The organism is Mycolicibacter senuensis (genome assembly GCF_003284925.1).
Lineage (GTDB): Bacteria > Actinomycetota > Actinomycetes > Mycobacteriales > Mycobacteriaceae > Mycobacterium > Mycobacterium algericum_A.
Genome location: NZ_QMEX01000009.1, coordinates 47274 through 68035 on the forward strand (window position 1 = coordinate 47274; position 20762 = coordinate 68035).

The following is a 20762-nucleotide window of genomic DNA, read 5'->3' on the forward strand; positions in this document are numbered from 1 at the left end:
CACGACAACACAGGCCGCGCAGGTCCCCGAGGCGATCCCTCGGGGGCCTGTTGCATTGCAGCCGGGCCCAGCTACGGCTGACACTGATGGCGTGACCCGCAACGTCGTCGTCCTCGGCTACCCCGGCCTGGCGATACCGGGCCGCCGCGGCTTCGGCACCGCAGCAACCCTGCGCGGCACCGTGATCCGCCGGCTCGGCATCTCACCGGGCCCCTACCGCAGGACCTTCGCCTGAGAGGAACACCCATGCAGATCGCCATCGTGTTGTATCCCGGCTTCACGGCACTGGACTTCATCGGACCCTACGAGGTGTTGCGCTGGCTGCCCGATGCCCGGGTGCGGTTGCTGTGGCACGAGCCCGCGCCGATCACCGCCGACTCCGGCGTGCTCGTCGTCGGGGCCACCCATTCGTTCGACGAAACCCCCTCCCCCGACGTCATTCTGGTACCGGGCGGCATGACGACCACCGAACACGCCCGCGACCAGAAGCTGCTGGAGTGGGTGCGGCGAGCCCATTCCACGGCCACCTGGACGGCATCGGTGTGCTCCGGGTCGATCATCCTGGCGGCCGCCGGGCTGCTGGCCGGCAAGCGAGCGACCTCCCATTGGATGGCGCTGCCCGCCCTGAAGGCGTTCGGGGTCACCCCGGTCGCAGACGAACGCATCGTGCACTCCGGCGACATCGTCACCTGTGCGGGAGTCTCGGCCGGCATCGACCTCGGACTGTGGCTGGCCGGGCGGATCGGCGGCGAGCACCGCGCGAAGGTCATCCAGTTGTCGCTGGAATACGACCCGCAGCCGCCGTTCGACGCCGGGCACATGTCGAAGGCGTCGGCGAAGACCAAGGCCGCGGCGAGCGCGCTGATGGCCAAGGATCTGGCGACGCCGAGCCAGCTGAAAGCCGGAGCACTACTGCTGTGGGACCGAGCGATCGGCGCGGCCCGAAGCCGGCGCGGTTAGCCGCGATCAGTTGGCCGCCGCTGGATCCCCTCAGTCCAGCGGCGGGCCAAGACGCAGGTTGCTCCGCGATCCCGGTGCCAGACGCCCGCGCGGAGCGAACCGTGCTGCTGACTACCCGCGGGCACCCGGGCACAAACCTGGTGGTCGGCGGTCTGGTCGCCGCCGCGGGCGCTAGCCCTCCAGGATGGCGGCCACGCCCTGACCGCCCGCGGCGCAGATCGAGATCAGCGCCCGTACCGGCTTGTTCTTCGAGGCGCCCTTCCTCGCCGCCTTGGCCTCGGCGATCTGTTTGGCCGCCTGCGCCACGATCCGCCCGCCGGTGGCCGCGAACGGGTGCCCGGCTGCCAGCGACGAGCCGTTGACGTTGAGTTTGGCTCGGTCGATGGCGCCCAGCGCGGCGTCCAGTCCCAGTCGCTCCTTGCAGTATTCCTCCGACTCCCACGCCGCCAGGTGACACAGCACCGTCGAGGCGAATGCCTCATGGATCTCGTAGAAGTCGAAGTCCTGCAGGGTAAGACCGTTGCGGGCCAACAGCCGCGGCACCGCGTAGGTCGGCGCCATCAGCAGCCCGTCGGGGCCGGTGACGTAGTCCACGGCGGCCGTCTCGGAGTCGACGAAGTAGGCCAGCGGGGTCAGTTTGTGCGCGGCCGCCCACTCCTCGCTGGCCAGCAGCGCCACCGACGCGCCGTCGGTCAGCGGTGTGGAGTTGCCCGCGGTCATGGTGGCGTCGCCGGCTTTCGCGCCGAACACCGGCTTGAGGGTGGCCAGCTTCTCCGGGCTCGACTCGGGCCGCAGGTTGTTGTCGCGGTAGAGGCCCTGAAATGGGGTGACCAGGTCGTCGAAGAAGCCGCGATCGTAGGCGGCGGCCATGTTGCGGTGGCTGGCGGCGGCCAGCTGGTCCTGGTCGACCCGTTTGATCCCCATCTGCTTGGTGGTGATCGCCTGGTGTTCACCCATGGACAGCCCGGTGCGGTTCTCTTTGTTGGCTGGGATCTCTACCCCCAGGGTGGCCGGCAGCTTGCCGACCAGCTTGAGGCGCGCCATGTTCGACTTGGACCGGCGCAACGCCAGCAGGGTGCGGCGCAGTTCGTTGCCCACCTCCAGGGGCGCATCCGAGGTGGTGTCCACCCCGCCCGCGGCGGCTACCTCGTAGCGACCGGCGGCGATACCGTCGGCGGCGCAGATCGCCGCCTGCAGCCCGGTGCCACAGGCTTGCTGCAGGTCGAAGGCGGGCGTGTAGGGCGACAGCGCCGAGCCGAGCACGCATTCCCGGATCAGGTTGAAGTCCCGGCTGTGTTTGAGCACGGCGCCGCCGATCACCGCGTCCAGCTTCTCGCCGGCCAGGCCGAACCGGTCGACCAGGCCGCCGAGTGCCGCGGTGAACATGTCTTGGTTGGACGCGCTGGCGTAGGCGCCGTCCGAGCGTGCGAACGGGATGCGGTTGCCACCGAGGACGGCGACGCGACGTCGCGTGCCGGTGTCGGCGGGTGTGGGCTTAGCAGCAGATCCAGATGCCACGATCTCTCCGTCTGGTGGTCGGGCGCCCCGCACCGGCGGGACGATCGGGGTGATACTACCCAGTATTCTTACTCTGGAGTAAGTTCGTTGTCGACACCGTGGCCTGCACCAGGCACGTCCCCACATGGAAGGCAGCACGATGGCCCCTAAACTGGCCCCCAAACTCCCGACCGACCTGTTGTCCCAGATCCTGAACTCCGCCCCCGGATCGTTCCTGTCCAAACAACTGGGCGTTCCCCAGGCCGAGACGCTGCGCCGCTACCGGGTCGGCGAGCCACCGCTGGCCGGGCCGCTGCTGATCGGCGGCGAAGGCCGGGTCGCCGAGCCGCTGCGCACCGCGCTGGCCGGCGACTACGAGGTGGTCGGCGACAACCTCGGTGGCCGCTGGGCCGACTCGTTCGGCGGGCTGGTCTTCGACGCCACCGGCATCACGTCACCGGCCGGGTTGACCGCGCTGCACGAGTTCTTCACCCCACTGCTGCGCAACGTGGGCCGCTGCGGCCGGCTCGTCGTGGTGGGCACCACGCCGGATGCGACCGGCAGCGTTGACGAGCGGATCGCCCAGCGCGCACTGGAAGGCTTCACCCGCTCGCTGGGCAAGGAGCTGCAGCGCGGCGCCACCGTGCAGCTGGTGTACCTGTCGGCGGACGCCAAGCCGGGCGCCACCGGCCTGGAATCGACGATGCGGTTCATCCTCTCGGCCCGCTCCGCTTACGTCGACGGGCAGGTGTTCTACGTCGGCGCCGACGACGCGACCGCCCCCGCCGACTGGGACCGCCCGCTGGAGGGCAAGGTGGCCATCATCACCGGCGCCGCGCGCGGTATCGGGGCCACCATCGCCGAGGTGTTCGCCCGCGACGGCGCCAAGGTGGTGGCGATCGACGTGCCGGGCGCGGCCGAAGCGCTGGAGAAGACGGCCACCCGGGTGGGCGGCACCGCGCTGGCCCTGGACGTCACCGCCGACGACGCGGTCGCGCAGATCGCCGCCCATCTCAAAGAGCACTATGACGGCAAGGCCGACATCTTGGTCAACAACGCCGGCATCACCCGCGACAAGCTGCTGGCCAACATGGATGACGCCCGCTGGAACGCGGTGCTGGCGGTCAACCTGCTTGCCCCGCAACGGCTTACCGAGGGTTTGGTGGGCAACGGCAGCATCGGCGAGGGCGGCCGGGTGATCGGCCTGTCGTCGATGGCCGGTATCGCCGGCAACCGTGGTCAGACGAACTATGCGGCCACCAAGGCCGGCATGATCGGGCTGACCGACGCGCTGGCGCCGGAGTTGGCCGCCAAGGGAATCACCATCAACGCCGTCGCCCCCGGATTCATCGAAACCGAGATGACGGCAGCCATTCCGCTGGCCACCCGCGAGGTCGGCCGCCGGCTCAACTCGCTGTTCCAGGGCGGCCAGCCCGTCGACGTCGCCGAGCTGATCGGCTACTTCGCCAGCCCGGCCTCGAATGCGGTGACCGGCAACACGATCCGGGTCTGCGGCCAGGCCATGCTGGGGGCATGACATGACTCAACCAAGTGGTACCAAGAACATGTTGCGCGCGGTCGCCGGGGCGCTGCCATTCGTGCCACGAACCGGCACCGTGCCGGACCGCACGCTGCGGGTCGACGAACTGGCCATCGACGCCGGCCACGTCGCCGAGTACGCCGCAGTCACCGGGCTGCGCTACGGCGACCAGGTGCCGCTGACCTACCCGTTCGCCCTGACGTTCCCGACGGTGATGGAGCTGGCGACCGCATTCGATTTCCCGTTCGCCGCAATGGGTTCGGTGCACACCGAGAACCGGATCGTCCAGCACCGCCCGATCGCGGTCACCGACACCGTCGGGGTCAGCGTGCACGCGGAGAACCTGCGCGAGCATCGCAAGGGTCTGCTGGTCGACATCGTCACCGACATCAACGTCGGCAACGACCCGGCCTGGCATCAGGTGACGACATTCCTGCACCAGCAGCGCACCAGCCTGTCCGACGAGCCGAAGCCGCCGCCGGCCAAACAGCCCAAGTTGGGACCGCCCAATGCGGTGCTGCGGGTCACGCCGGGCCGGATCCGGCGCTACGCCTCGGCCGGCGGTGACCACAACCCGATCCACACCAGTTCGATCGGCGCCAAGCTGTTCGGCTTCCCGACCGCGATCGCCCACGGGATGTTCTCCGCGGCAGCGGTGCTGGCCAACATCGAAGGCACGCTGCCCGACGCGGTGGAGTACTCGGTGAAGTTCGGCAAGCCGATGCTGCTGCCGGCCAGCCCGGGGTTGTATGTCGACCGGGTCGAGGGCGGCTGGGACCTGGCGCTGCGCAACGTCGCCAAGGGTTATCCGTATCTGACCGGTGCGGTGCGGGCGCTCTAGCTCATTTCCGGACACCGGCGGCCGCCAGCAGGTTGGCTTTGCTGACCTCCCAATGCGCGTTGATGAAGTCAAGACCCCACACCGGGATAGCGATCACCAGCCCACGGATGACTACCACCACGGTGTCCATATAGGCGGTCGCGTCAAAGCCGGGAGCGGGTGCCGGTAGCGCTTCGGCGGAGGCGACGGCTAGGCGAAAGATGTGTTGCTCCAACGATTTCACCGTCTCAGCGACATGCGGATCCATCCAGCAGGCAGCCCATAGCTGCGCTACCGAAAGCGCTTGCGGGCTGGTGAATTCGCGCCAGACCAGGTCGAGGAAACCAGCTAGGTCCAGCGTGGCGGCCGCGGTGGTCTCCTCGAAGTGGATGCGGGCCTGGTCCGCCAGTTCCAGCGCGAGCTGGGCGACCGCCGCGGTCACCAGCTCGTCGCGGGCCGGAAAGTGGTACATCACCGTGCTTTGCGACACGGCCGCCACGCCCGCGACCCGCCGAGTGGTCACCGCGGCGACCCCCGCGCAACGCAGCAGCTCGACGGCCGCACCGACCAGCGCGTTACGCGTGGCGGCACGTTGTTCGGCACGCGAAGCACGTTTCATTCGCATTCCCCTATTGCGTCAACAGTTCAATCACAGCTAATCTTACTGATCAGCTGAACAGCGAACACGGTAGGGCCGCTATTCCTGCTGGTCAGGGCCGGTGTCCTTGCCGAGACACCTGGTAAGGGCAGCCAAGGGCTCTTCTTGCCTTCGGAGGTCGATATGGCCAGTCGGACTGCGCGTCCCTTCGGTGCCGTCCCGGCGGCGATCGCCGCGGCCGTCGCACTGGCCGTGTTGCCGGTGCTGCACCCGGTATCGGCCACCACCGGGACCAGAACCCTGCCGGCGCCGGCGAAGTTGCTGGACACCGAGTCGTGGATCATGGGCGGCAGCGGTATACCGATACCCCCGCAAAGCTATCTGGATTCCGTCAGCGAGCTCTTCATCAATCCCGCAGCCCCGTGGTTCGCCGGCCAGCCGCTGTTCCCCGTGGCTGCCATGAACGGCTTGTTCACCCCGGAGGGCCTGTATCCCAACAGCGGCGTCAAGAGCCTGGAGCTCGACACCTCGCTGGCGCAGGGCGTCAGCATCCTGCATCAGACCATCGACAAGGAGATCGCCGCGGGCAACGATCTCGTCGTGCTGGGCGCCTCGCAGAGCGCCACCATTTCGACCATGGTGATGCGTGACCTGCTGGCGTTGCCGCCCCACCAACAGCCGGCCGCCGACCAGTTGGCCTTCGTGCTGCTCGGGGATCCCAACAACCCCAACGGCGGCCTGTTCGAGCGGATGAACGTCTTCACCGACGGCGGCTACCCGACCATCCCGAGCCTGGGCATCACCTTCAACGGCGCCACCCCAGCCGAAATACCCTGGCACACCGCAATTTACACCGGAGAATACGACGGCTACGCCGACTTCCCCCGCTATCCCATCAACCTGCTCGCCGACCTCAACGCCGTCCTGGGCATCGTGTATGTGCACACCACCTACCCGTCCATGACCCCCGAGCAACTCGCCTCGGCTATCGCACTGCCGGTTTCGGACGGCTACAACGGCAACACCGAATACTTCATGATCCCCACCGAGACGCTGCCGTTGCTTGCGCCACTGCAGTCGATTCCGGTGATCGGACAGCCGCTCTACGACCTGCTGGAACCCACGACACGGATCCTGGTGAACCTGGGCTACGGCAGCATCACCAACGGCTGGGATCCCGGCCCTGCCGATATCGCCACGCCGTACTCGCTGTTCCCGACCGACCTCGACTGGGGCGAGGTGCTCACGGCGCTGGGCAACGGCGCCCGGCAGGGCATCAACGATTTCATCAGCGATCTGTCGAACCTGTCGTTCCCGAGCGCGGCGGAGCTGTTGGGCGCCCCGGCAGCCGATATCGCGGCGTTCTCGATGCCCAGCTTCACCGACATCGTCAATGCGTTCACCGGCGCGGCCAGTGCCGCTTACGCCGCGCTGCTTCCGACCGCGGATCTCGTCAACGCCTTGCTCACGACGGCTCCGGCCTACGCCGCCAATCTGTTCGTGCAGGAACTCGGTTCGGGAGACATCCTCAACGCGCTCGGCATGCCGATCGCCGGCCTGTTCGGGTTGGGCAGCATCGCCCTCGGGTTCGAATACATCGTGATCAACCAGGCGATCTCGGAGATCACCGCCGAGTTCCAGGAGCTCTTCGCGGCCTGACGCGCCGGACTATCCCGCGGCGGCGCTCTCGGCGCCGTCACGGCCGCCGGGCGCCTCCTTGAGGCCACGCCAGAACAGGTCGATCATCAGCTCGCCCGCCTCGTCGACGTCGGTGTCGCCCGTGCTGACCCGGCTGGCGATCGCCTCGCCGGCGCCGACCAGTGCGACCGCCATCATGTCGAAGTCGACGCCGGGCTCGGGGTTGCGGGTGCCGGCCCGCAACAGCCGGCCGACCAACTCGACGATCCGCTCGCGGCCCTCCCGCACGGTGTGGGCGAACGCCTGCGAACTGGTGGCCTGCGAATACATCACGATCCAAGACGCCCGGTTGGTGTCGATGTAGTGCAGGAACGACCGGATCGTGTTCCGCAACAGGTCTTTCGGGCTCTGCTGGAAGTCGATGCTGGTGCGTACCGTCTCGACGAAGCGCGCCAGCTCACGATCCAGACACGCCCCGAAGAGTTCCTCCTTGGAGCCGTAGTACAGGTAGAGCATCGGCTTGGAGATCTGGGCCGCCGCTGCGATCGAGTCCATCGAGGTCTCGTGATAGCCGTTGATCGAGAACATCTGCACCGCGGCGTCGAGCATCTGCTGTTCACGCACAGCCCGCGGTAACCGCTTACTACCAGCCGCCATCGCCTCGGGGTTCCTTCCGCGTACCTTCTGCGGCACGATCTTACCGAAGAGTAACTTCGTGTCCGGCGGTGACGGTATCAGCCGTGGCAGTGCGTTCCGGGTTTCTTGACCGCCGCCAACCGCGCCAACGAGGCATCGATCGCCTCCCGCTTCAGCTCGCCCGCCGCCACCGCCTGCTCCAGCCGGTCCAACACCGCCGGCACCTCGTCGGTGGTGACCCACAGCGCGATGTCCACGCCGGCCTGCAGGCTTCGCAACACCGCATCGGCGACGCCGTAGTGCTCGGTGATGGCGGCCATCGATGACAGGTCGTCGGTGAACACCAGTCCGGAGAACGCCGGGCCGTGATAGTCGGTGCCGGTGCGCAACAGGCTGACCGCGGCCGGACTCAGGCTGGCCGGGTCCTCGGTCAGGCCGGGCACTTCCAGGTGTCCCATCATCACCGCCACCGGTGCCTGGCTGACCAGCGTGCGATACGGCACCAGGTCGTTGTCCTGCAGCTGCGCCAGCGGTGGCGTGGCCACCGCCCCGGCGGTGTGCGAGTCACCGGAGCCGCGGCCGTGGCCGGGGAAGTGTTTGAGTACCGGTAGCAGCCCGGCGTCACGCAGTCCCTGCGCGTACGCTCCGGCGTACTCGGTTACCTTGGCCGGGTCCGAGCCGAACGAGCGGTCGCCGATCACGGTGTCGTCGTCGGTGCCCGCAGCGACCACGTCGACCACGGGTGCGAAGTCGATGGTGATGCCCAGGTCGGCCATCTTGCGGCCGCGCTCGGCCGCCAGCTCGCGCACCTGCGCGGCGCTGTGGGTAGCCGCCAGCTCCTTGGCAGACGGCGAGGACCCGATCAGCGAGGACAGGCGCGCCACCCGGCCGCCCTCTTCGTCGACACTGACCGCCAGCGGCAGCGGGCCGGCGGCGGCCTGGTCTTCCTTGATCTCGGTCAGCGAGCCGTCGGTCAGCATCGACAGCTCGGTCCAGCTGCCGATGAAGATGCCGCCGACATGGTGGTCGGTGACCACCGCGCGCGCGTCGGCCGCGTCACGGACGCCCACCATCACCAACTGCGCGAGCTTGTCGCGGATCGGCAGGGCCGCCAGCTGCTTACAGGCCGGGTCAACCGGCGCGGCGGCTGTCGAGGTGTCCGTCGACTCCGCCTGTGTCGACGGCGCGGGAGTCTCGGTGCGGTGGGAGCAGGCTGTCGTCAGCGCCGGCAGCAACGCGGCCGCCAACAGCAGACCGGGCAGTTGTCGAGTCAGCGATGCAGGCATCGCACCATGCTGTCACGGCTAGAACCGCCGGGCTCATGCGGCGGCCCCAGCCTCACCTCTCCTCCGTCGAGGATCGCTGAACCGCCGGGCACGCCGGGCGCGCATGCTACGTTGGCGGGCGGGAGTCACCGGGGGCGGTGTTATTGGTGCCCCGAGATCACGTCGCGGGACTGCGGAAGGAGCCAGACCATGCCTCGGTTCGTGGTACCGGCGGCCATCAGCATTGTCGTCGGGGTGCTGCTCGGCGCGGCCGCCGTCTTCGGCGTGACCTTGATGGTGCAACAGGACACCAAGCCGCAGATCGCCGGGGGCGACCCGCAGTCCTCGGTGCTGAACAGGGTGGAATACGGCAACCGCGGCTGACCTGCGGACGCCGTCGACTTCCGGCCGTCCGCAGACGGAGTTGCAGGGTGTGACAATGTTGTCGCGGCGCTGGCTGTGGCTGGTCGGCGCAGTCGCGTTGGCCTGCACTTTCATCCAGGCGCCAGGCCGGATCTCCCCGGACACCAAACTGGACCTGACCGCCGATCCGCTGCGGTTCCTGACCCGCGCGGTCAACCTGTGGAGTAGCGAACTGCCGTTCGGTCAGGTGCAGAACCAGGCCTACGGCTACCTGTTCCCCCACGGCGCCTTCTTCCTGCTCGGTGACTTCGTGGGGCTGCCCGGCTGGATCATTCAGCGACTCTGGTGGGCGCTGCTGCTCACGGTGGGCTTCTGGGGCGTGCTGCGGGTGGCCGAGACGTTGCGGATCGGCACCCCCACGGCACGGCTGATCGGCGCCGCCGCATTCGCCCTGTCGCCGCGGGTGTTGACCACCATGGGCTCGATCTCATCGGAAACGCTGCCGATGATGCTGGCCCCGTGGGTGCTGCTGCCGGTGATACGCGCGCTGGGCGCGCCGGGTAGCCAGCCGCCGGGGCGCCCGATGCGAGCGCTGGCGGGTCAAGCCGGCGTGGCGGTGGCACTGATGGGCGCGGTCAACGCCGTCGCGACGCTGGCCGGTTGCCTGCCGGCGATCATCTGGTGGCTGTGTCACCGACCGAACCGACGCTGGTGGTCCTTCACCGGCTGGTGGCTGCTGGCACTGGCGCTGGCGGTGACCTGGTGGCTGGTCGCCCTGCTGTTGCTGGGCCGGGTCAGTCCGCCGTTCCTGGACTTCATCGAATCCGCCGGGGTGACCACCCGGTGGACGTCGCTGACCGAGATTCTGCGCGGCACCCACAGTTGGACGCCCTTCGTCGCACCGAACGCCACGGCCGGCGCACCGCTGGTCACCCGCCCGGTGCTGATCCTGGGCACCTGCCTGGTGGCCGCCGCCGGGCTGGCCGGGCTGACCGGCATGCTGCGCCGGCGACTACCGGGCGCCGGGCGGCTGGTCACCATGCTGCTGATCGGGGTGACGCTGCTGGCAGTGGGCTACGCGGGCGGGCTGGGTTCGCCGCTGGCACACGCCGTGCAGACCTTCCTCGACGCCGGCGGCGCCCCGCTGCGCAACGTGCACAAGCTCGAGTCGGTGATCCGGATCCCGCTGGTGCTCGGAGTCACCTATCTGCTGGGCCGTATACCGCTGCCGGGCAGCGCCCCGGCAGCGGTGTGGCGTCGTGCCTACGTTCACCCCGAACACCACAAGGCGGCGGCGGTCGGCCTGGTGGTGCTGACCGCGCTGATGGTCAGCACGTCGCTGGCCTGGACCGGCCGGCTCACTCCGCCGGGGACATTTCAGGATCTGCCGCAGTATTGGCGCGACGCCGCCGCCTGGCTCGGCGATCACAACACCGGCAGCCCGACGCCGGGCCGGGTGTTGGTGGTGCCGGGGGCTCCGTTCGCCACCCAGACCTGGGGCACCAGTCACGACGAGCCGCTGCAGGTGCTCAGTGAGACAGCGGGCGGTCCCTGGGGGGTGCGCGACTCCATTCCGCTGACCCCGCCGCAGACCATCCGGGCGCTGGACTCGGTGCAGCGGCTCTTCGCCGCCGGCCGCCCCTCGGCCGGGCTGGCCGACACCCTTGCCCGCCAAGGCATTTCCTATCTCGTGGTGCGCAACGACCTGGACCCCGACACCTCGCGGTCGGCCCGGCCGCTGCTGGTTCACCGCGCCGTCGACGGCTCGCCGGGGCTACACCGCGTGGCCCAGTTCGGCGACCCGGTGGGGTCGGGCACGGTGCCCGGATTCGTCTCCGACAGCGGATTGCGCCCGGCCTATCCGGCGATCGAGATCTACCGGGTCGGTGACCCGGCAGCCGGAGCGAACCCGGGCGCACCGTATCTGGCCGACCTCGATGCGATGCAGCGCGTCGCGGGCGGCCCGGAGGTGCTGCTGCGGCTCGACGAGCATCGCCGGTTGCGCGGCGATCCGGTGCTGGGTCCGGTACTGATGACGGCCGACGCGCGCCGAGCCGGGCTCGGTGCCCCGCGAAACGGCGGGATCACTGTCACCGACACGCCGCTGGCCCGCGAGACCGACTACGGCCGCGTCGACGACCACTCTTCGACGCTGCGGGCCGCCGGCGACGCCCGCCACACCCACAGCCGGGTGCCGGACTATCCGACGCCCGGCGCCGCCACGGTGTTCGGCGGCTGGATCGGCGGCCGGATCACCGCGTCGAGTTCGTCCTCGGACGCCACCGCGCTGCCCGACGTGGCGCCGTCGACGTCCCCGGCCGCCGCCATCGACGGCGACTCGGGCACTGCCTGGGTGTCCAACGCGCTGCAGTCGGCGGTCGGCCAATGGCTGCAGATCGACTTCGACCACCCGTTGACCAACGGCACCATCACCGTGACCCCCAGCGCGACGGCCGTCGGCGCGCAGGTACGGCGGATCCAGATCTCCACCGTCAACGGCACCACCACGCTGCGGTTCGACCGCGCCGGCGAGCCGCTGACCGCCGCGCTGCCCTACGGCGAGACGCCGTGGGTGCGGATCACCGCATCAGGAACCGAAGACGGTTCCCCCGGGGTGCAATTCGGCATCACCGACCTGTCGGTCACCCAGTACGACGCCTCGGGTTACGCGCATCCCGTCGACCTGCGCCACACCGCGCTCGTACCGGCCCCACCGGCGGGTGCGCGGGTGTCGCAATGGGATCTCGGGGCGGGCCTGCCCGGCCGGGCCGGCTGTGCCGCCGCCTCGGACGCCGTCCGCTGCGCGGCATCGATGATGCTGGAGCCCGAGGAACCCGCCACCTTCAGCCGCACCCTGAACGTGCCGCAGCCCATCTCGGTGACCCCGACGGTGTGGGTGCGGCCACGGCAGAGCCCCCACCTGGTCGACCTGATCGCCGAGCCGGGCGCGGCGAGGGCCCGCGGTGACGCCGACGTGCTCGACGTGCTCGGGTCGGCATACGCCGCCGCGGACGGTGATCCGGGCACCGCGTGGACCGCGTCGCAGCGGGTGGTCGCCCACCGCTCCCCGCCGACCCTGACCATCACGTTGCCGCGCCCGGTCGAGGTGGCCGGATTGCGGTTCACCGCCAGTAGGTCCCCGTTACCGGCGCGGCCCACGCTGGTGGCCATCGACCTCGGCTCGGGCCCGCAGGTCCGGGAACTGGCGGACTCCGACGAGCAGCGGGTACGGCTGCAGCCGCGGGTGACCGACACCGTCTCGATCAGTCTGCTGGGTTGGCAGGACGTGATCGACCGCACCGCGATCGGCTTCGACCAGCTCAAACCGCCCGGGCTGGCCGACGTGAGCGTGCTCGGCGTCAACGGCCGGCCGATCGCTCCCGCAGACCCCGCCCGCAACCGGTCGCGCCAGGTCACCGTCGATTGCGGCCACGGCCCGATCGTCGCGATCGCCGGCCGGTTCGTGCACACCTCGATCACCACCACCGTGGGCGCCTTGCTCGATGACGAGCCGGTGCGCGCCCAGCCCTGCGATCAGCGACCGATCGCGCTGCCGCCCGGGGCGCAGGAACTGTTGATCAGTCCGGGTTCGGCGTTCGTCGTCGACAGCGCCACGCTGTCCGGGCCGCTGGCAACCCGCGATGCAGTCAGCACCGCGACGACACCCGCCGTCGTCGGCACGTGGAGTCCCGCCCGGCGCGAGGTGACGGTATCCGACGCGCCGGCAACCCGGGTGTTGGTCGTTCCGGAGAGCATCAACCGCGGTTGGGTGGCACGCACAACCGACGGCAGCCGACTGGTCCCGGTCGCGGTCAACGGTTGGCAGCAGGGCTGGGTGGTTCCCGCCGGTACGGACGGCACGGTCACGTTGACGTTCGGCCCCAACCGGATGTACCGCCTGGGGATGGCCGGCGGGCTGGCCCTACTGCCGCTGCTGGCCCTGCTGGCCTGGTGGCCGACACGGCGGATCCGCAGCCCCGGCCCGCCGGCGCGGCCCTGGCAGCCCAGCCGCGGGCAGCTGGGGATCGCCGTGCTCGCGGTCGGCACCCTGATCGCCGGTGCCGCCGGCGCCGTCGTGTTCGGGGCGGCGCTGATCGCGATGTTCGCGCTGCGCCATCGGCAGCGCGCATTCGACGCGATCCGGCTCGGTTTGAGCTCCGGCGGGCTGATCCTGGCCGGTGCGGTGTTGTGCCGGCACCCGTGGCGATCGGTGGACGGCTACGCCGGACATTCCGCGGGCGCGCAGCTGGCTGCCCTGGTCTCGGTCGCCGTGCTGGCTGCGACCGCCGCGGTGGTCAGCAGCGGTGGACGTGATCCCGGCGAGCCCGCGCGCCGAGTGGGGATCTGACGACCGACCCGCCGACAAACCCGGGCCGGCTACTGCGCCGCCTCGAGCTTCTCGATCTGGGTGTTGAACAGTTGCACCAGCTCATCGGCGTGAGTGGCATCATCTGACTCGTCATCGCCGGTTCGAAGCCCGATGTCATTGCTGCTGGCAACGACGAGCACGCCGCGGTAGTAGCCGGAGATCGTGGAGGCGGTGATCGCGATCGGCAGCCGGATGGCCGCCTTGCTGGAACTGGTGATCACCGTCGCGACCGCCCACGACGGCACTCCCTCGGCCTCCAACGGGCTGAGCTGGATATCGGTGGTGACGCTACGTCCGCCGGACTCGAAGGTCTGCTTGAACGACTGGCATTTGTCCACGAACGCCTTGAGGTCCGGGCGGTCCGGCGTCAGGGCCAGCCGAACTCTCATCGAGTGCAGGCCACCGGGTTGCAGCTTGGCCAACGTGGCCGTCGCCGTCTGGGTCGCGGAACTGGGACTCGAGTAGAAGTCAGCGCATTCCGGGGGGTCAACGGTCAGATTCGGCATCTCCGAGGGGCTGTCGCCGGCGCTGTTGACCCCGCTGATCCACTTGCCGCCGGAGGGGTCCGGGAAGGCGGCGCGTTCGACGAGCATGTCCGAGGTCAGCTCGGTGATGTCCGGTTTCCGGGACGGTTTCTCCTCCGCGGTGAGGCGACCACCCAAGCCCACCATCAGCCCTATGCCCACCACGACCGCCGTCGCGGCCGCGGCCAGCGAGAGCCACAGCCGCTTGCGCGAGCCCGGCTCGGGCGCCGGTATCGGCCACGGGGCGCCGTAGGGCGGATACGGCACCGGGGCGCCACCCTGACCGAAGTCGTCCACCCACAACGGCCAGCCGGGTGGCGGAGGCGGCCACGACGGATCCGGCGCCCAGTTCGCGTCCGGCGCCCAGCCGGGCGGCGCAGGCGGCCAGTTGGGCGGAGGGTTGAAACGCATCCAGGACTCCCGTATCGCTGTACTGACGCTGGCTCGTCGCGAGCCTACGCGGTTCGATGGTGGCAGGCTGGACCTACACACCCCACGACGCAGCGCCCCGAAGGAGACTCGCGTGCCCGCAATTGCCACCACCAACCCGGCAACCGGCGAGACGGTCAAGACGTTCACCGCGGCCACTGAAGCGCAGATCGAAGCCGCGATCGCCCGCGCGGCGGCCCGCTTCGCCGACTACCGTCGCACCGATTTCGCCCAGCGCGCCCGCTGGACGCATGCGGCCGCCGACCTACTGGAGGCCGAAGCCGACGACGTCGCCGCGACGATGACGCTGGAGATGGGCAAGACGCTGACCTCGGCCAAGGCCGAAGCGCTCAAATGCGTCAAGGGCTTCCGGTTCTACGCCGACCACAGCGAAGCCCTGCTGGCCGATGAGCCCGCCCCCGACGCCTCGGCGGTCAACGCGTCCAAGGCGTTCGCGCGTTACCAGCCGCTCGGGGTGGTGCTGGCGGTGATGCCGTGGAACTTCCCGCTCTGGCAAGCGGTGCGGTTCGCCGCGCCGGCCCTCATGGCCGGCAACGTCGGTCTGCTCAAGCACGCCTCCAATGTGCCGCAGACCGCGCTGTACCTGGAAGACCTGTTGTCGCGCGCCGGTTTTCCCGACGGCTGCTTTCAGACCCTGCTGATCGGATCGGGCGCCGTGGAGCGGGTGCTGCGCGACCCGCGGGTGGCGGCGGCGACCCTGACCGGCAGTGAGCCGGCCGGACGGTCGGTTGCGGCCATCGCCGGCGACGAGGTGAAACACACGGTGCTGGAGCTGGGCGGCAGCGACCCGTTCATCGTGATGCCGTCTGCCGACCTGGACGCCGCGGTGACGACCGCGGTCAAGGCCCGGGTACAGAACAACGGCCAATCCTGTATCGCGGCAAAGCGATTCATCGTCCACACCGATGTCTACGACGACTTCGTCACCGAGTTCACCGCCCAGATGTCGGCGCTGCGGGTCGGCGATCCGACCGACCCGGACACCGACGTCGGACCGCTGGCCACCGAACAGGGCCGCGACGAGGTGGAACAGCAGGTGGACACCGCGGCGGCGGCCGGCGCGGTGATCCAGTGCGGCGGGAAGCGGCTCGACCGCCCGGGCTGGTTCTACCCGCCGACCGTGATCACCGACATCACCCGTGACATGGCCCTGTTCACCGAGGAGGTGTTCGGGCCGGTGGCCTCGGTGTACCGCGTCGCCGACATTGACGAGGCGATCGAGATCGCCAATGCCACCACCTTCGGGCTGGGATCGAACGCCTGGACCCGCGACGACGCCGAGATCAGCCGGTTCGCCGACGAGATCGAGGCCGGCCAGGTCTTCATCAACGGCATGACGGTGTCCTACCCGGAGTTGCCGTTCGGCGGCATCAAGCGGTCGGGGTATGGCCGGGAACTGTCCGGCCACGGTATTCGGGAGTTCTGCAACCTCAAAACGGTGTGGGTGGCCTGAGACCGGGTCGGCCGTCTCAGGCGGAGACCGCCAGCATCTTGCGGTCTTCGTCGGCGAAGGTGTCCTCCAGCTGTACCGGCGAATAGTCCAGGTCGATCTCGCCGACCGGGCGGCCGCGGGCGCTGCTGATGGTGCCGAACCGGCGCATCCCCTTGTCCATGGAGTACTGCAGCAGTTCGTCGGAGGACAGTCCGAACGGGACGTCCTCACCGTAGATCTCGCTGCCCTCCGCGTTGTAGCTCACCAACAGCGGCAGGAGTTCGTTCATCCGTGTTTCGAACACCTCCCAGTTGGCGTCGTCGGCGGCGATGTGGCGCCGGCACGTGAAGGTGCCCCACGCCATGTGGCGCCGCTCGTCGTCGGCGATGTGCCCGATGAGGGCCTGCATACCCGGAAGCACGCCGCGCTGCACGCAGATCTTGTGCCAGGCGTAGTAACCGGTCAGCGCCAGCGTGCCCTCGACGAAGTGGTTGTAGGTCACCGCCGCACGTACCTGGCTCGCCGGTGAGGGATCGACCGACAGGATGGCCAACGATTCCGGCAATTCCTCGTTGAATATCCGCCGGTAGGACGGGAGCGCGTCGAGGTAGCCATGCAGGTCGTCGGTTATCCCCACCGCGTCCAGCCACATCCGGAACACCTGGGTGTGCTTGGCCTCCTCGAACGCGAACTGGGTCAGATACATCTCGTCGCCGAGTCGGCCTTCGGCGCGCATCGCCGCCATGAACGGCTGGATGTCCTGGGTGACCGACTCCTCGCCGGCGATGAACTGCGCACACAACCGGACGGCGTAATCGCGTTCCCGGTCGGTGAGCGATTCCCAGTCGTCCCGGTCGCGGGAGAAGTCGATGTCGGCGGGATTCCAGAATTTCGCGTTTCCGCCGGCGAACAGCTTGAGTGGCAGGCTGTCCCAGTTCAGCCCGCCGGCGGCCAATGAGTCGTAGTGGGTGCGGGTCATGGAACTGCCTCCTCGGATTGGTGGCGATGGCGAGTTCTCTCGCCGCCGAATGCCGCGGCCAGCACGGCGACCAGCCGGCGGATTGCCAGGGCCGGTTGTTCTGGAGTGTGCTCGTCGAGTCCGAGGACCGGGTCGATGCCGCGGAGGTAAGGGGCCAGCGCCAGGTGCGGGACGATCAGCAGCAGCAGCGACAGCAGCGCACCGGTGTCGGCGTCGGCACGCAGGTCCCCGCGAGCCTGCGCGTCGTCGACCAGCGGGCGCAGCACCTCCAGATAGTGGCGGTGGACGACGGTCCGCACGCTGATCCGGGCGTCGGTGTCGATCTCCATGCTGGCCGCGGCGTGCAGCGCCCGCTCGCGCGGGTGGTCGGCGAAGTAGGCGACCCAGACGTCGAGCATGTCGGTGAGGAACTCGAAGAACGGCCGGCTGGAGTCGAGGTCGACGATCCGTCGCTCCATGTAGGAACGCACTCGCTGGCCGGCGGTGTCGGCGACGAACGCGTACAGGTCGGCCTTGTCGGCGAAGTACTGGAACAAGCTGCCCTTGGCGACCTCGGCGCGCCGAGCGATGACGTTGAGACTGCCGTGCGAGAAGCCGCGCGCGCTGAACTCCGCCTCAGCAGCCTCCAGCACGGCGGCCCGGCGCGCCGGGTCGACCCGTCCCCACGTCACCGTCGGCATCGGACCACCTCACTGGAATGACCACTGGTCATCGTAATGTGAGGTGTGTCACTCTTCAAGGGTCAGTTATGCGCCGGTGTGGCGCGGGGGTCATGCCCCGGCGATCTTCGCGGCCACGCCCACCACCCGGGTGGCCAGGTGATCGAGCGCGGCCAGGGTCGTCTCGTTCAGCTCGTTCTTGTTCTCCGGGCCGGTGATGTGCCCGACGCCGTAGGGGTTGCCGTCGGCGAACTTGATCGGGTCGGTGTAGCCCGGCGGCACCAGAATGCCGCCGAAATGCATCAGCGTGACGTACAGATTCAGCAGCGTGGACTCCTGCCCGCCGTGCGTGGTCTGGCTCGAGGTGAAGCCGGCGTAGACCTTGTCGGCCAGCTTCCCGTTGGCCCACAGTCCACCCAGGCCGTCGATGAAGGTCCGGAATTGCGCTGACGGGGAACCGAATCGGGTGGGCGAGCCGAAGATGACGGCGTCCGCCCAGACGATGTCGTCGCCGGTGGCGGCAGGTTGGTCCTTGGTCGCCTCGTAGTTGGCGCTCCAGGCCGGGTTCTGGGCGAACGACGCCGGATCGCGTGTCTCCTCGATGTGGCGCAGGCGCACCTCCGCGCCGGCGGCCTCGCCCGCCTTCGCCACCCGTTGCGCCATCGCGGTGCCGTGTCCGGTGGCCGAGTAGTAGATAACCGCCAACTTCGTCATTTTCACTGCTCCTTACTGTTGGGCGCCTGCGAGCAGGCGGTGCATCTCATCGAGTTCGGCGCTGACCGCTTCGCTGCGGCCGCGCCCGCACAGTGGTACAAGTCGCGCGAATTCCTTGGCCGCCTTGGCTATCCGCGCGTCGAGCCCGCGCGAGCCGAAATCCGACGTCGCGGCGTAGACCCCGGTGGGGGACACCAGCGCGTGCAGATAGCTGAACATCGGCCGCAGGGCGTGATCGAGCACCAAGGAGTGCCGCTCGGTTCCGCCGGTCGCTGCGATGAGCACCGGCGTGCTGTTCAGGGTCTGCTCGGGAAGTACGTCGAAGAACGACTTGAACAACCCGCTGAAGGTCGCGTTGAACGTGGGCGTCACCACAATCAGCCCGTCGCAGCCGGCGACCTTCTCGAAGACCTGTTCCAGCTCCGGCGAGGCGAAGCCGGTCAGCATGGCGTCGGTGATTGCCCGAGCGAGGTGACGTAGCTCGACGACCTCGATATCGACGTGCCCGAGCTCGGCGCGTACCGCCGCACCCAGCCGGTCGGCCAACAGCCGGGTGGACGACGGCTCACGCAGGCCACCGCTGATCACGATCAACTTCATGACGCCTCCTGGATCTCGGACCGGCTCGCAGCCTCGACCAGCGACTGGTGGGTCGGCGCGCCGGGGACGTGCGCCGGGCGGCCGATCGCGAACTCCTTGCGCAGCACCGGGACGACGTGCTCACCGAGCAGATCGAGCTGCTCCAGCACCGTCTTGAGCGGCAGGCCCGCGTGGTCGATCAGGAACAGTTGGCGTTGATAGTCGCCGACGTAGTTCCGGAACCCCAGCGTCTTGTCGATCACCTGTTGCGGTGAGCCGACCGTCAGCGGGGTCTGGGCGCTGAACTCCTCCAGGCTGGGGCCGTGGCCGTAGACCGGCGCGTTGTCGAAATAGGGCCGGAACTCATCGACCGCGTCCTGACTGTTCGGTCGCAGGAACACCTGGCCGCCCAGACCGACGATCGCCTGATCGGCACTGCCGTGGCCGTAATGCTCGAACCGCTGCCGGTACAACTGCACCATCCGCTTGGTGTGCGACGGCGGCCAGAAAATGTGATTGGCGAAGAACCCGTCGCCGTAATGCGCTGCCAGTTCGGCGATCTCGGGGCTGCGGATCGAGCCGTGCCAGACGAACGGGGGTACCCCGTCCAGCGGTCGCGGCGCCAGACTGAACCCGTGCAACGGGGTGCGGTGCTCCCCGCTCCAATCGACGACCTCCTCGCGCCACAGCCGGCGCAGCAGCCGGTAGTTCTCCACCGTGAGCGGCAGCGCGGCCCGGATGTCCTTGCCGAACCAGGGATACACCGGGCCGGTATTTCCGCGGCCCAGCATCAGGTCCACCCGACCGTCGGCCAGGTGCTGCAACACGCTGTAGTCCTCGGCGACCTTCACCGGATCATTGGTGGTGATCAAGGTGGTGGCGGTGGTCAGCTGGATGCGATCGGTCCGGGCCGCGATGTAGCCCAGCAGGGTCGTCGGCGACGACGGCACGAACGGCGGGTTGTGGTGCTCGCCGGTGGCGAAGACGTCCAAGCCCACCTCCTCGGCCTTCTGGGCGATCGTCACCGTCGCGCGGATCCGCTCGGCCTCGGTCGGCGTGCGTCCCGTGGTCGGGTCGGCGGTGACATCGCCGACAGTGAAGATGCCGAACTGCATATCAGTGCCCGACACGACTGCCCTCCTCATGTTGACTACTCTAGCTGATAGTTGACAACGAAACTAGTTTTGTCGTTATTCCGGCCGCTAACGCGGGAAACTCGTTCCGAAATCAACTACTGTTGAGGCATGGACACGCAGTGGCTCAGCCCCGAGGAACATCGGATGTGGCGGGGGTACCTCGACAGCACCCGACTGCTGCTACGTGCCCTGGACCGGCAACTGGCCACCGACGCGGGGCTGAACCTGTCCGACTTCGAGATCCTCGCGCTGCTGTCGGAGGCCCCGCAACAGCGGATGCGGATGAACGAGTTGGCCGACATCACCGTCGCGACCCGCAGCGGAGTGTCCCGAGCGGTCAGGCGGCTGATCGACGCCGGCTGGGTCCGGCAGGTCGAATGCGACGAAGACAAACGCGGGCTCTACGCCGAACTCACCGAGGCGGGCGCGGCGAAGCTGCGGGCGGCGGCACCCGGGCACGTCGCGGCGGTGCGCTCCCACCTCTTCGATCTGCTGAGCCCGCGCGACGTCGAACAGTTCGCCCACTCCTATGCCCAGATCCGCGACAACCTGCTGGCCAACCCCTAGGCATTCTCGGCGAAGGCGACCGATGGCGCCGCTGGC

General features: G+C 69.0%; 18 protein-coding genes and 1 pseudogene. 9 read left to right on the plus strand and 10 right to left on the minus strand.

All coding sequences use genetic code 11. From position 1 onward, the window contains the following. Positions 1-130 precede the first annotated feature (130 nt). Both DQP56_RS05190 and DQP56_RS05195 read left to right on the plus strand, forming a co-directional pair. A pseudogene (locus DQP56_RS05190) lies at positions 131-235 on the plus strand (GlxA family transcriptional regulator); the annotation flags it as partial. 11 nt (positions 236-246) lie between these two features. Continuing rightward, a complete protein-coding gene (locus DQP56_RS05195) occupies positions 247-960 on the plus strand; it encodes a DJ-1/PfpI family protein (protein WP_112683912.1) in 714 nt (237 codons plus the stop codon). 171 nt (positions 961-1131) lie between these two features. Here DQP56_RS05195 and DQP56_RS05200 read toward each other — a convergent pair whose 3' ends face one another. Beyond that, positions 1132-2478 (minus strand): acetyl-CoA C-acetyltransferase, encoded by a 1347-nt coding sequence (locus DQP56_RS05200; RefSeq protein ID WP_112683913.1) that lies wholly within the window; start codon positions 2476-2478, stop codon positions 1132-1134. Positions 2479-2629: 151 nt separating this feature from the next. Between DQP56_RS05200 and DQP56_RS05205 the strand changes: the two genes are divergently transcribed. Continuing rightward, entirely contained in the window at positions 2630-3994 is a 1365-nt protein-coding gene (locus DQP56_RS05205; protein ID WP_112683937.1) for a 3-oxoacyl-ACP reductase, read from the plus strand. A 1-nt stretch (position 3995) separates the two neighbouring features. After that, complete coding sequence (locus tag DQP56_RS05210; protein ID WP_112683914.1) at positions 3996-4838, plus strand: MaoC/PaaZ C-terminal domain-containing protein; 843 nt, start codon at positions 3996-3998, stop codon at positions 4836-4838. Position 4839: 1 nt separating this feature from the next. Here the strand turns inward: DQP56_RS05210 and DQP56_RS05215 are convergent, their stop codons facing one another. After that, a complete protein-coding gene (locus tag DQP56_RS05215) occupies positions 4840-5436 on the minus strand; it encodes a TetR family transcriptional regulator (RefSeq protein ID WP_165824902.1) in 597 nt (198 codons plus the stop codon). 162 nt (positions 5437-5598) lie between these two features. Between DQP56_RS05215 and DQP56_RS05220 the strand changes: the two genes are divergently transcribed. Next, the gene (locus DQP56_RS05220; RefSeq protein ID WP_112683916.1) at positions 5599-7074 is read left to right on the plus strand and encodes a PE-PPE domain-containing protein; all 1476 of its coding nucleotides are present in this window, start codon (positions 5599-5601) and stop codon (positions 7072-7074) included. Positions 7075-7083: 9 nt separating this feature from the next. Here DQP56_RS05220 and DQP56_RS05225 read toward each other — a convergent pair whose 3' ends face one another. Together DQP56_RS05225 and DQP56_RS05230 are read right to left on the minus strand one after the other, a co-directional pair. Further along, entirely contained in the window at positions 7084-7710 is a 627-nt protein-coding gene (locus DQP56_RS05225; RefSeq protein ID WP_041316745.1) for a TetR/AcrR family transcriptional regulator, read from the minus strand. A gap of 77 nt (positions 7711-7787) precedes the next feature. After that, entirely contained in the window at positions 7788-8975 is a 1188-nt protein-coding gene (locus DQP56_RS05230; protein ID WP_112683917.1) for a glycoside hydrolase family 3 N-terminal domain-containing protein, read from the minus strand. Between the two features lie 189 nt (positions 8976-9164). Here DQP56_RS05230 and DQP56_RS05235 point away from each other — a divergent pair, with 189 nt between their 5' ends. Beyond that, positions 9165-9338: a DUF2613 domain-containing protein gene (locus DQP56_RS05235; protein ID WP_013827163.1), complete on the plus strand. Its 174-nt coding sequence runs from the start codon at positions 9165-9167 to the stop codon at positions 9336-9338. 55 nt (positions 9339-9393) lie between these two features. Continuing rightward, entirely contained in the window at positions 9394-13665 is a 4272-nt protein-coding gene (locus tag DQP56_RS05240; RefSeq protein WP_165824903.1) for an alpha-(1->3)-arabinofuranosyltransferase domain-containing protein, read from the plus strand. Positions 13666-13694: 29 nt separating this feature from the next. Here DQP56_RS05240 and DQP56_RS05245 read toward each other — a convergent pair whose 3' ends face one another. Then, positions 13695-14621, minus strand: a complete 927-nt coding sequence (locus DQP56_RS05245) for a hypothetical protein (RefSeq protein WP_234825513.1) — start codon at positions 14619-14621, stop codon at positions 13695-13697. 112 nt (positions 14622-14733) lie between these two features. On the opposite strand from DQP56_RS05245, the gene DQP56_RS05250 reads away from it, so the two are divergent. Then, positions 14734-16113, plus strand: a complete 1380-nt coding sequence (locus DQP56_RS05250) for an NADP-dependent succinic semialdehyde dehydrogenase (RefSeq protein WP_112683920.1) — start codon at positions 14734-14736, stop codon at positions 16111-16113. A gap of 16 nt (positions 16114-16129) precedes the next feature. Here DQP56_RS05250 and DQP56_RS05255 read toward each other — a convergent pair whose 3' ends face one another. From DQP56_RS05255 to DQP56_RS05275, 5 genes are all read right to left on the minus strand, one after another. After that, on the minus strand, positions 16130-17071 hold the full coding sequence (locus tag DQP56_RS05255) for a R2-like ligand-binding oxidase (RefSeq protein ID WP_112683921.1): 942 nt from the start codon (positions 17069-17071) through the stop codon (positions 16130-16132). Beyond that, on the minus strand, positions 17068-17751 hold the full coding sequence (locus tag DQP56_RS05260; protein WP_112683922.1) for a TetR/AcrR family transcriptional regulator: 684 nt from the start codon (positions 17749-17751) through the stop codon (positions 17068-17070). Before DQP56_RS05260 ends, DQP56_RS05255 begins: the two co-directional genes overlap by 4 nt. A gap of 90 nt (positions 17752-17841) precedes the next feature. Beyond that, the gene (gene wrbA / locus DQP56_RS05265; RefSeq protein WP_112683923.1) at positions 17842-18444 is read right to left on the minus strand and encodes an NAD(P)H:quinone oxidoreductase; all 603 of its coding nucleotides are present in this window, start codon (positions 18442-18444) and stop codon (positions 17842-17844) included. Positions 18445-18456: 12 nt separating this feature from the next. Continuing rightward, entirely contained in the window at positions 18457-19044 is a 588-nt protein-coding gene (locus DQP56_RS05270) for an FMN reductase (protein WP_112683924.1), read from the minus strand. Next, positions 19041-20138, minus strand: a complete 1098-nt coding sequence (locus DQP56_RS05275) for an LLM class flavin-dependent oxidoreductase (protein WP_112683925.1) — start codon at positions 20136-20138, stop codon at positions 19041-19043. The genes DQP56_RS05270 and DQP56_RS05275 overlap by 4 nt, the downstream gene beginning before the upstream one ends. Before the next feature lie 129 nt (positions 20139-20267). Here DQP56_RS05275 and DQP56_RS05280 point away from each other — a divergent pair, with 129 nt between their 5' ends. Next, positions 20268-20726: a MarR family winged helix-turn-helix transcriptional regulator gene (locus tag DQP56_RS05280; protein WP_112683926.1), complete on the plus strand. Its 459-nt coding sequence runs from the start codon at positions 20268-20270 to the stop codon at positions 20724-20726. Positions 20727-20762: the final 36 nt, after the last annotated feature.

Coding starts and splice junctions, on each gene's coding strand:
- DQP56_RS05195 (WP_112683912.1), top strand. CDS start 247: ATGCAGATCGCCATCGTGTTGTATCCCGGCTTCACGGCACTGGACTTC.
- DQP56_RS05210 (WP_112683914.1), top strand. CDS start 3,996: ATGACTCAACCAAGTGGTACCAAGAACATGTTGCGCGCGGTCGCCGGG.
- DQP56_RS05215 (WP_165824902.1), bottom strand. CDS start 5,436: ATGAAACGTGCTTCGCGTGCCGAACAACGTGCCGCCACGCGTAACGCG.
- DQP56_RS05220 (WP_112683916.1), top strand. CDS start 5,599: ATGGCCAGTCGGACTGCGCGTCCCTTCGGTGCCGTCCCGGCGGCGATC.
- DQP56_RS05225 (WP_041316745.1), bottom strand. CDS start 7,710: ATGGCGGCTGGTAGTAAGCGGTTACCGCGGGCTGTGCGTGAACAGCAG.
- DQP56_RS05230 (WP_112683917.1), bottom strand. CDS start 8,975: ATGCCTGCATCGCTGACTCGACAACTGCCCGGTCTGCTGTTGGCGGCC.
- DQP56_RS05235 (WP_013827163.1), top strand. CDS start 9,165: ATGCCTCGGTTCGTGGTACCGGCGGCCATCAGCATTGTCGTCGGGGTG.
- DQP56_RS05240 (WP_165824903.1), top strand. CDS start 9,394: ATGTTGTCGCGGCGCTGGCTGTGGCTGGTCGGCGCAGTCGCGTTGGCC.
- DQP56_RS05245 (WP_234825513.1), bottom strand. CDS start 14,621: ATGCGTTTCAACCCTCCGCCCAACTGGCCGCCTGCGCCGCCCGGCTGG.
- DQP56_RS05255 (WP_112683921.1), bottom strand. CDS start 17,071: ATGACCCGCACCCACTACGACTCATTGGCCGCCGGCGGGCTGAACTGG.
- DQP56_RS05260 (WP_112683922.1), bottom strand. CDS start 17,751: ATGCCGACGGTGACGTGGGGACGGGTCGACCCGGCGCGCCGGGCCGCC.
- wrbA (WP_112683923.1), bottom strand. CDS start 18,444: ATGACGAAGTTGGCGGTTATCTACTACTCGGCCACCGGACACGGCACC.
- DQP56_RS05270 (WP_112683924.1), bottom strand. CDS start 19,044: ATGAAGTTGATCGTGATCAGCGGTGGCCTGCGTGAGCCGTCGTCCACC.
- DQP56_RS05275 (WP_112683925.1), bottom strand. CDS start 20,138: ATGCAGTTCGGCATCTTCACTGTCGGCGATGTCACCGCCGACCCGACC.
- DQP56_RS05280 (WP_112683926.1), top strand. CDS start 20,268: ATGGACACGCAGTGGCTCAGCCCCGAGGAACATCGGATGTGGCGGGGG.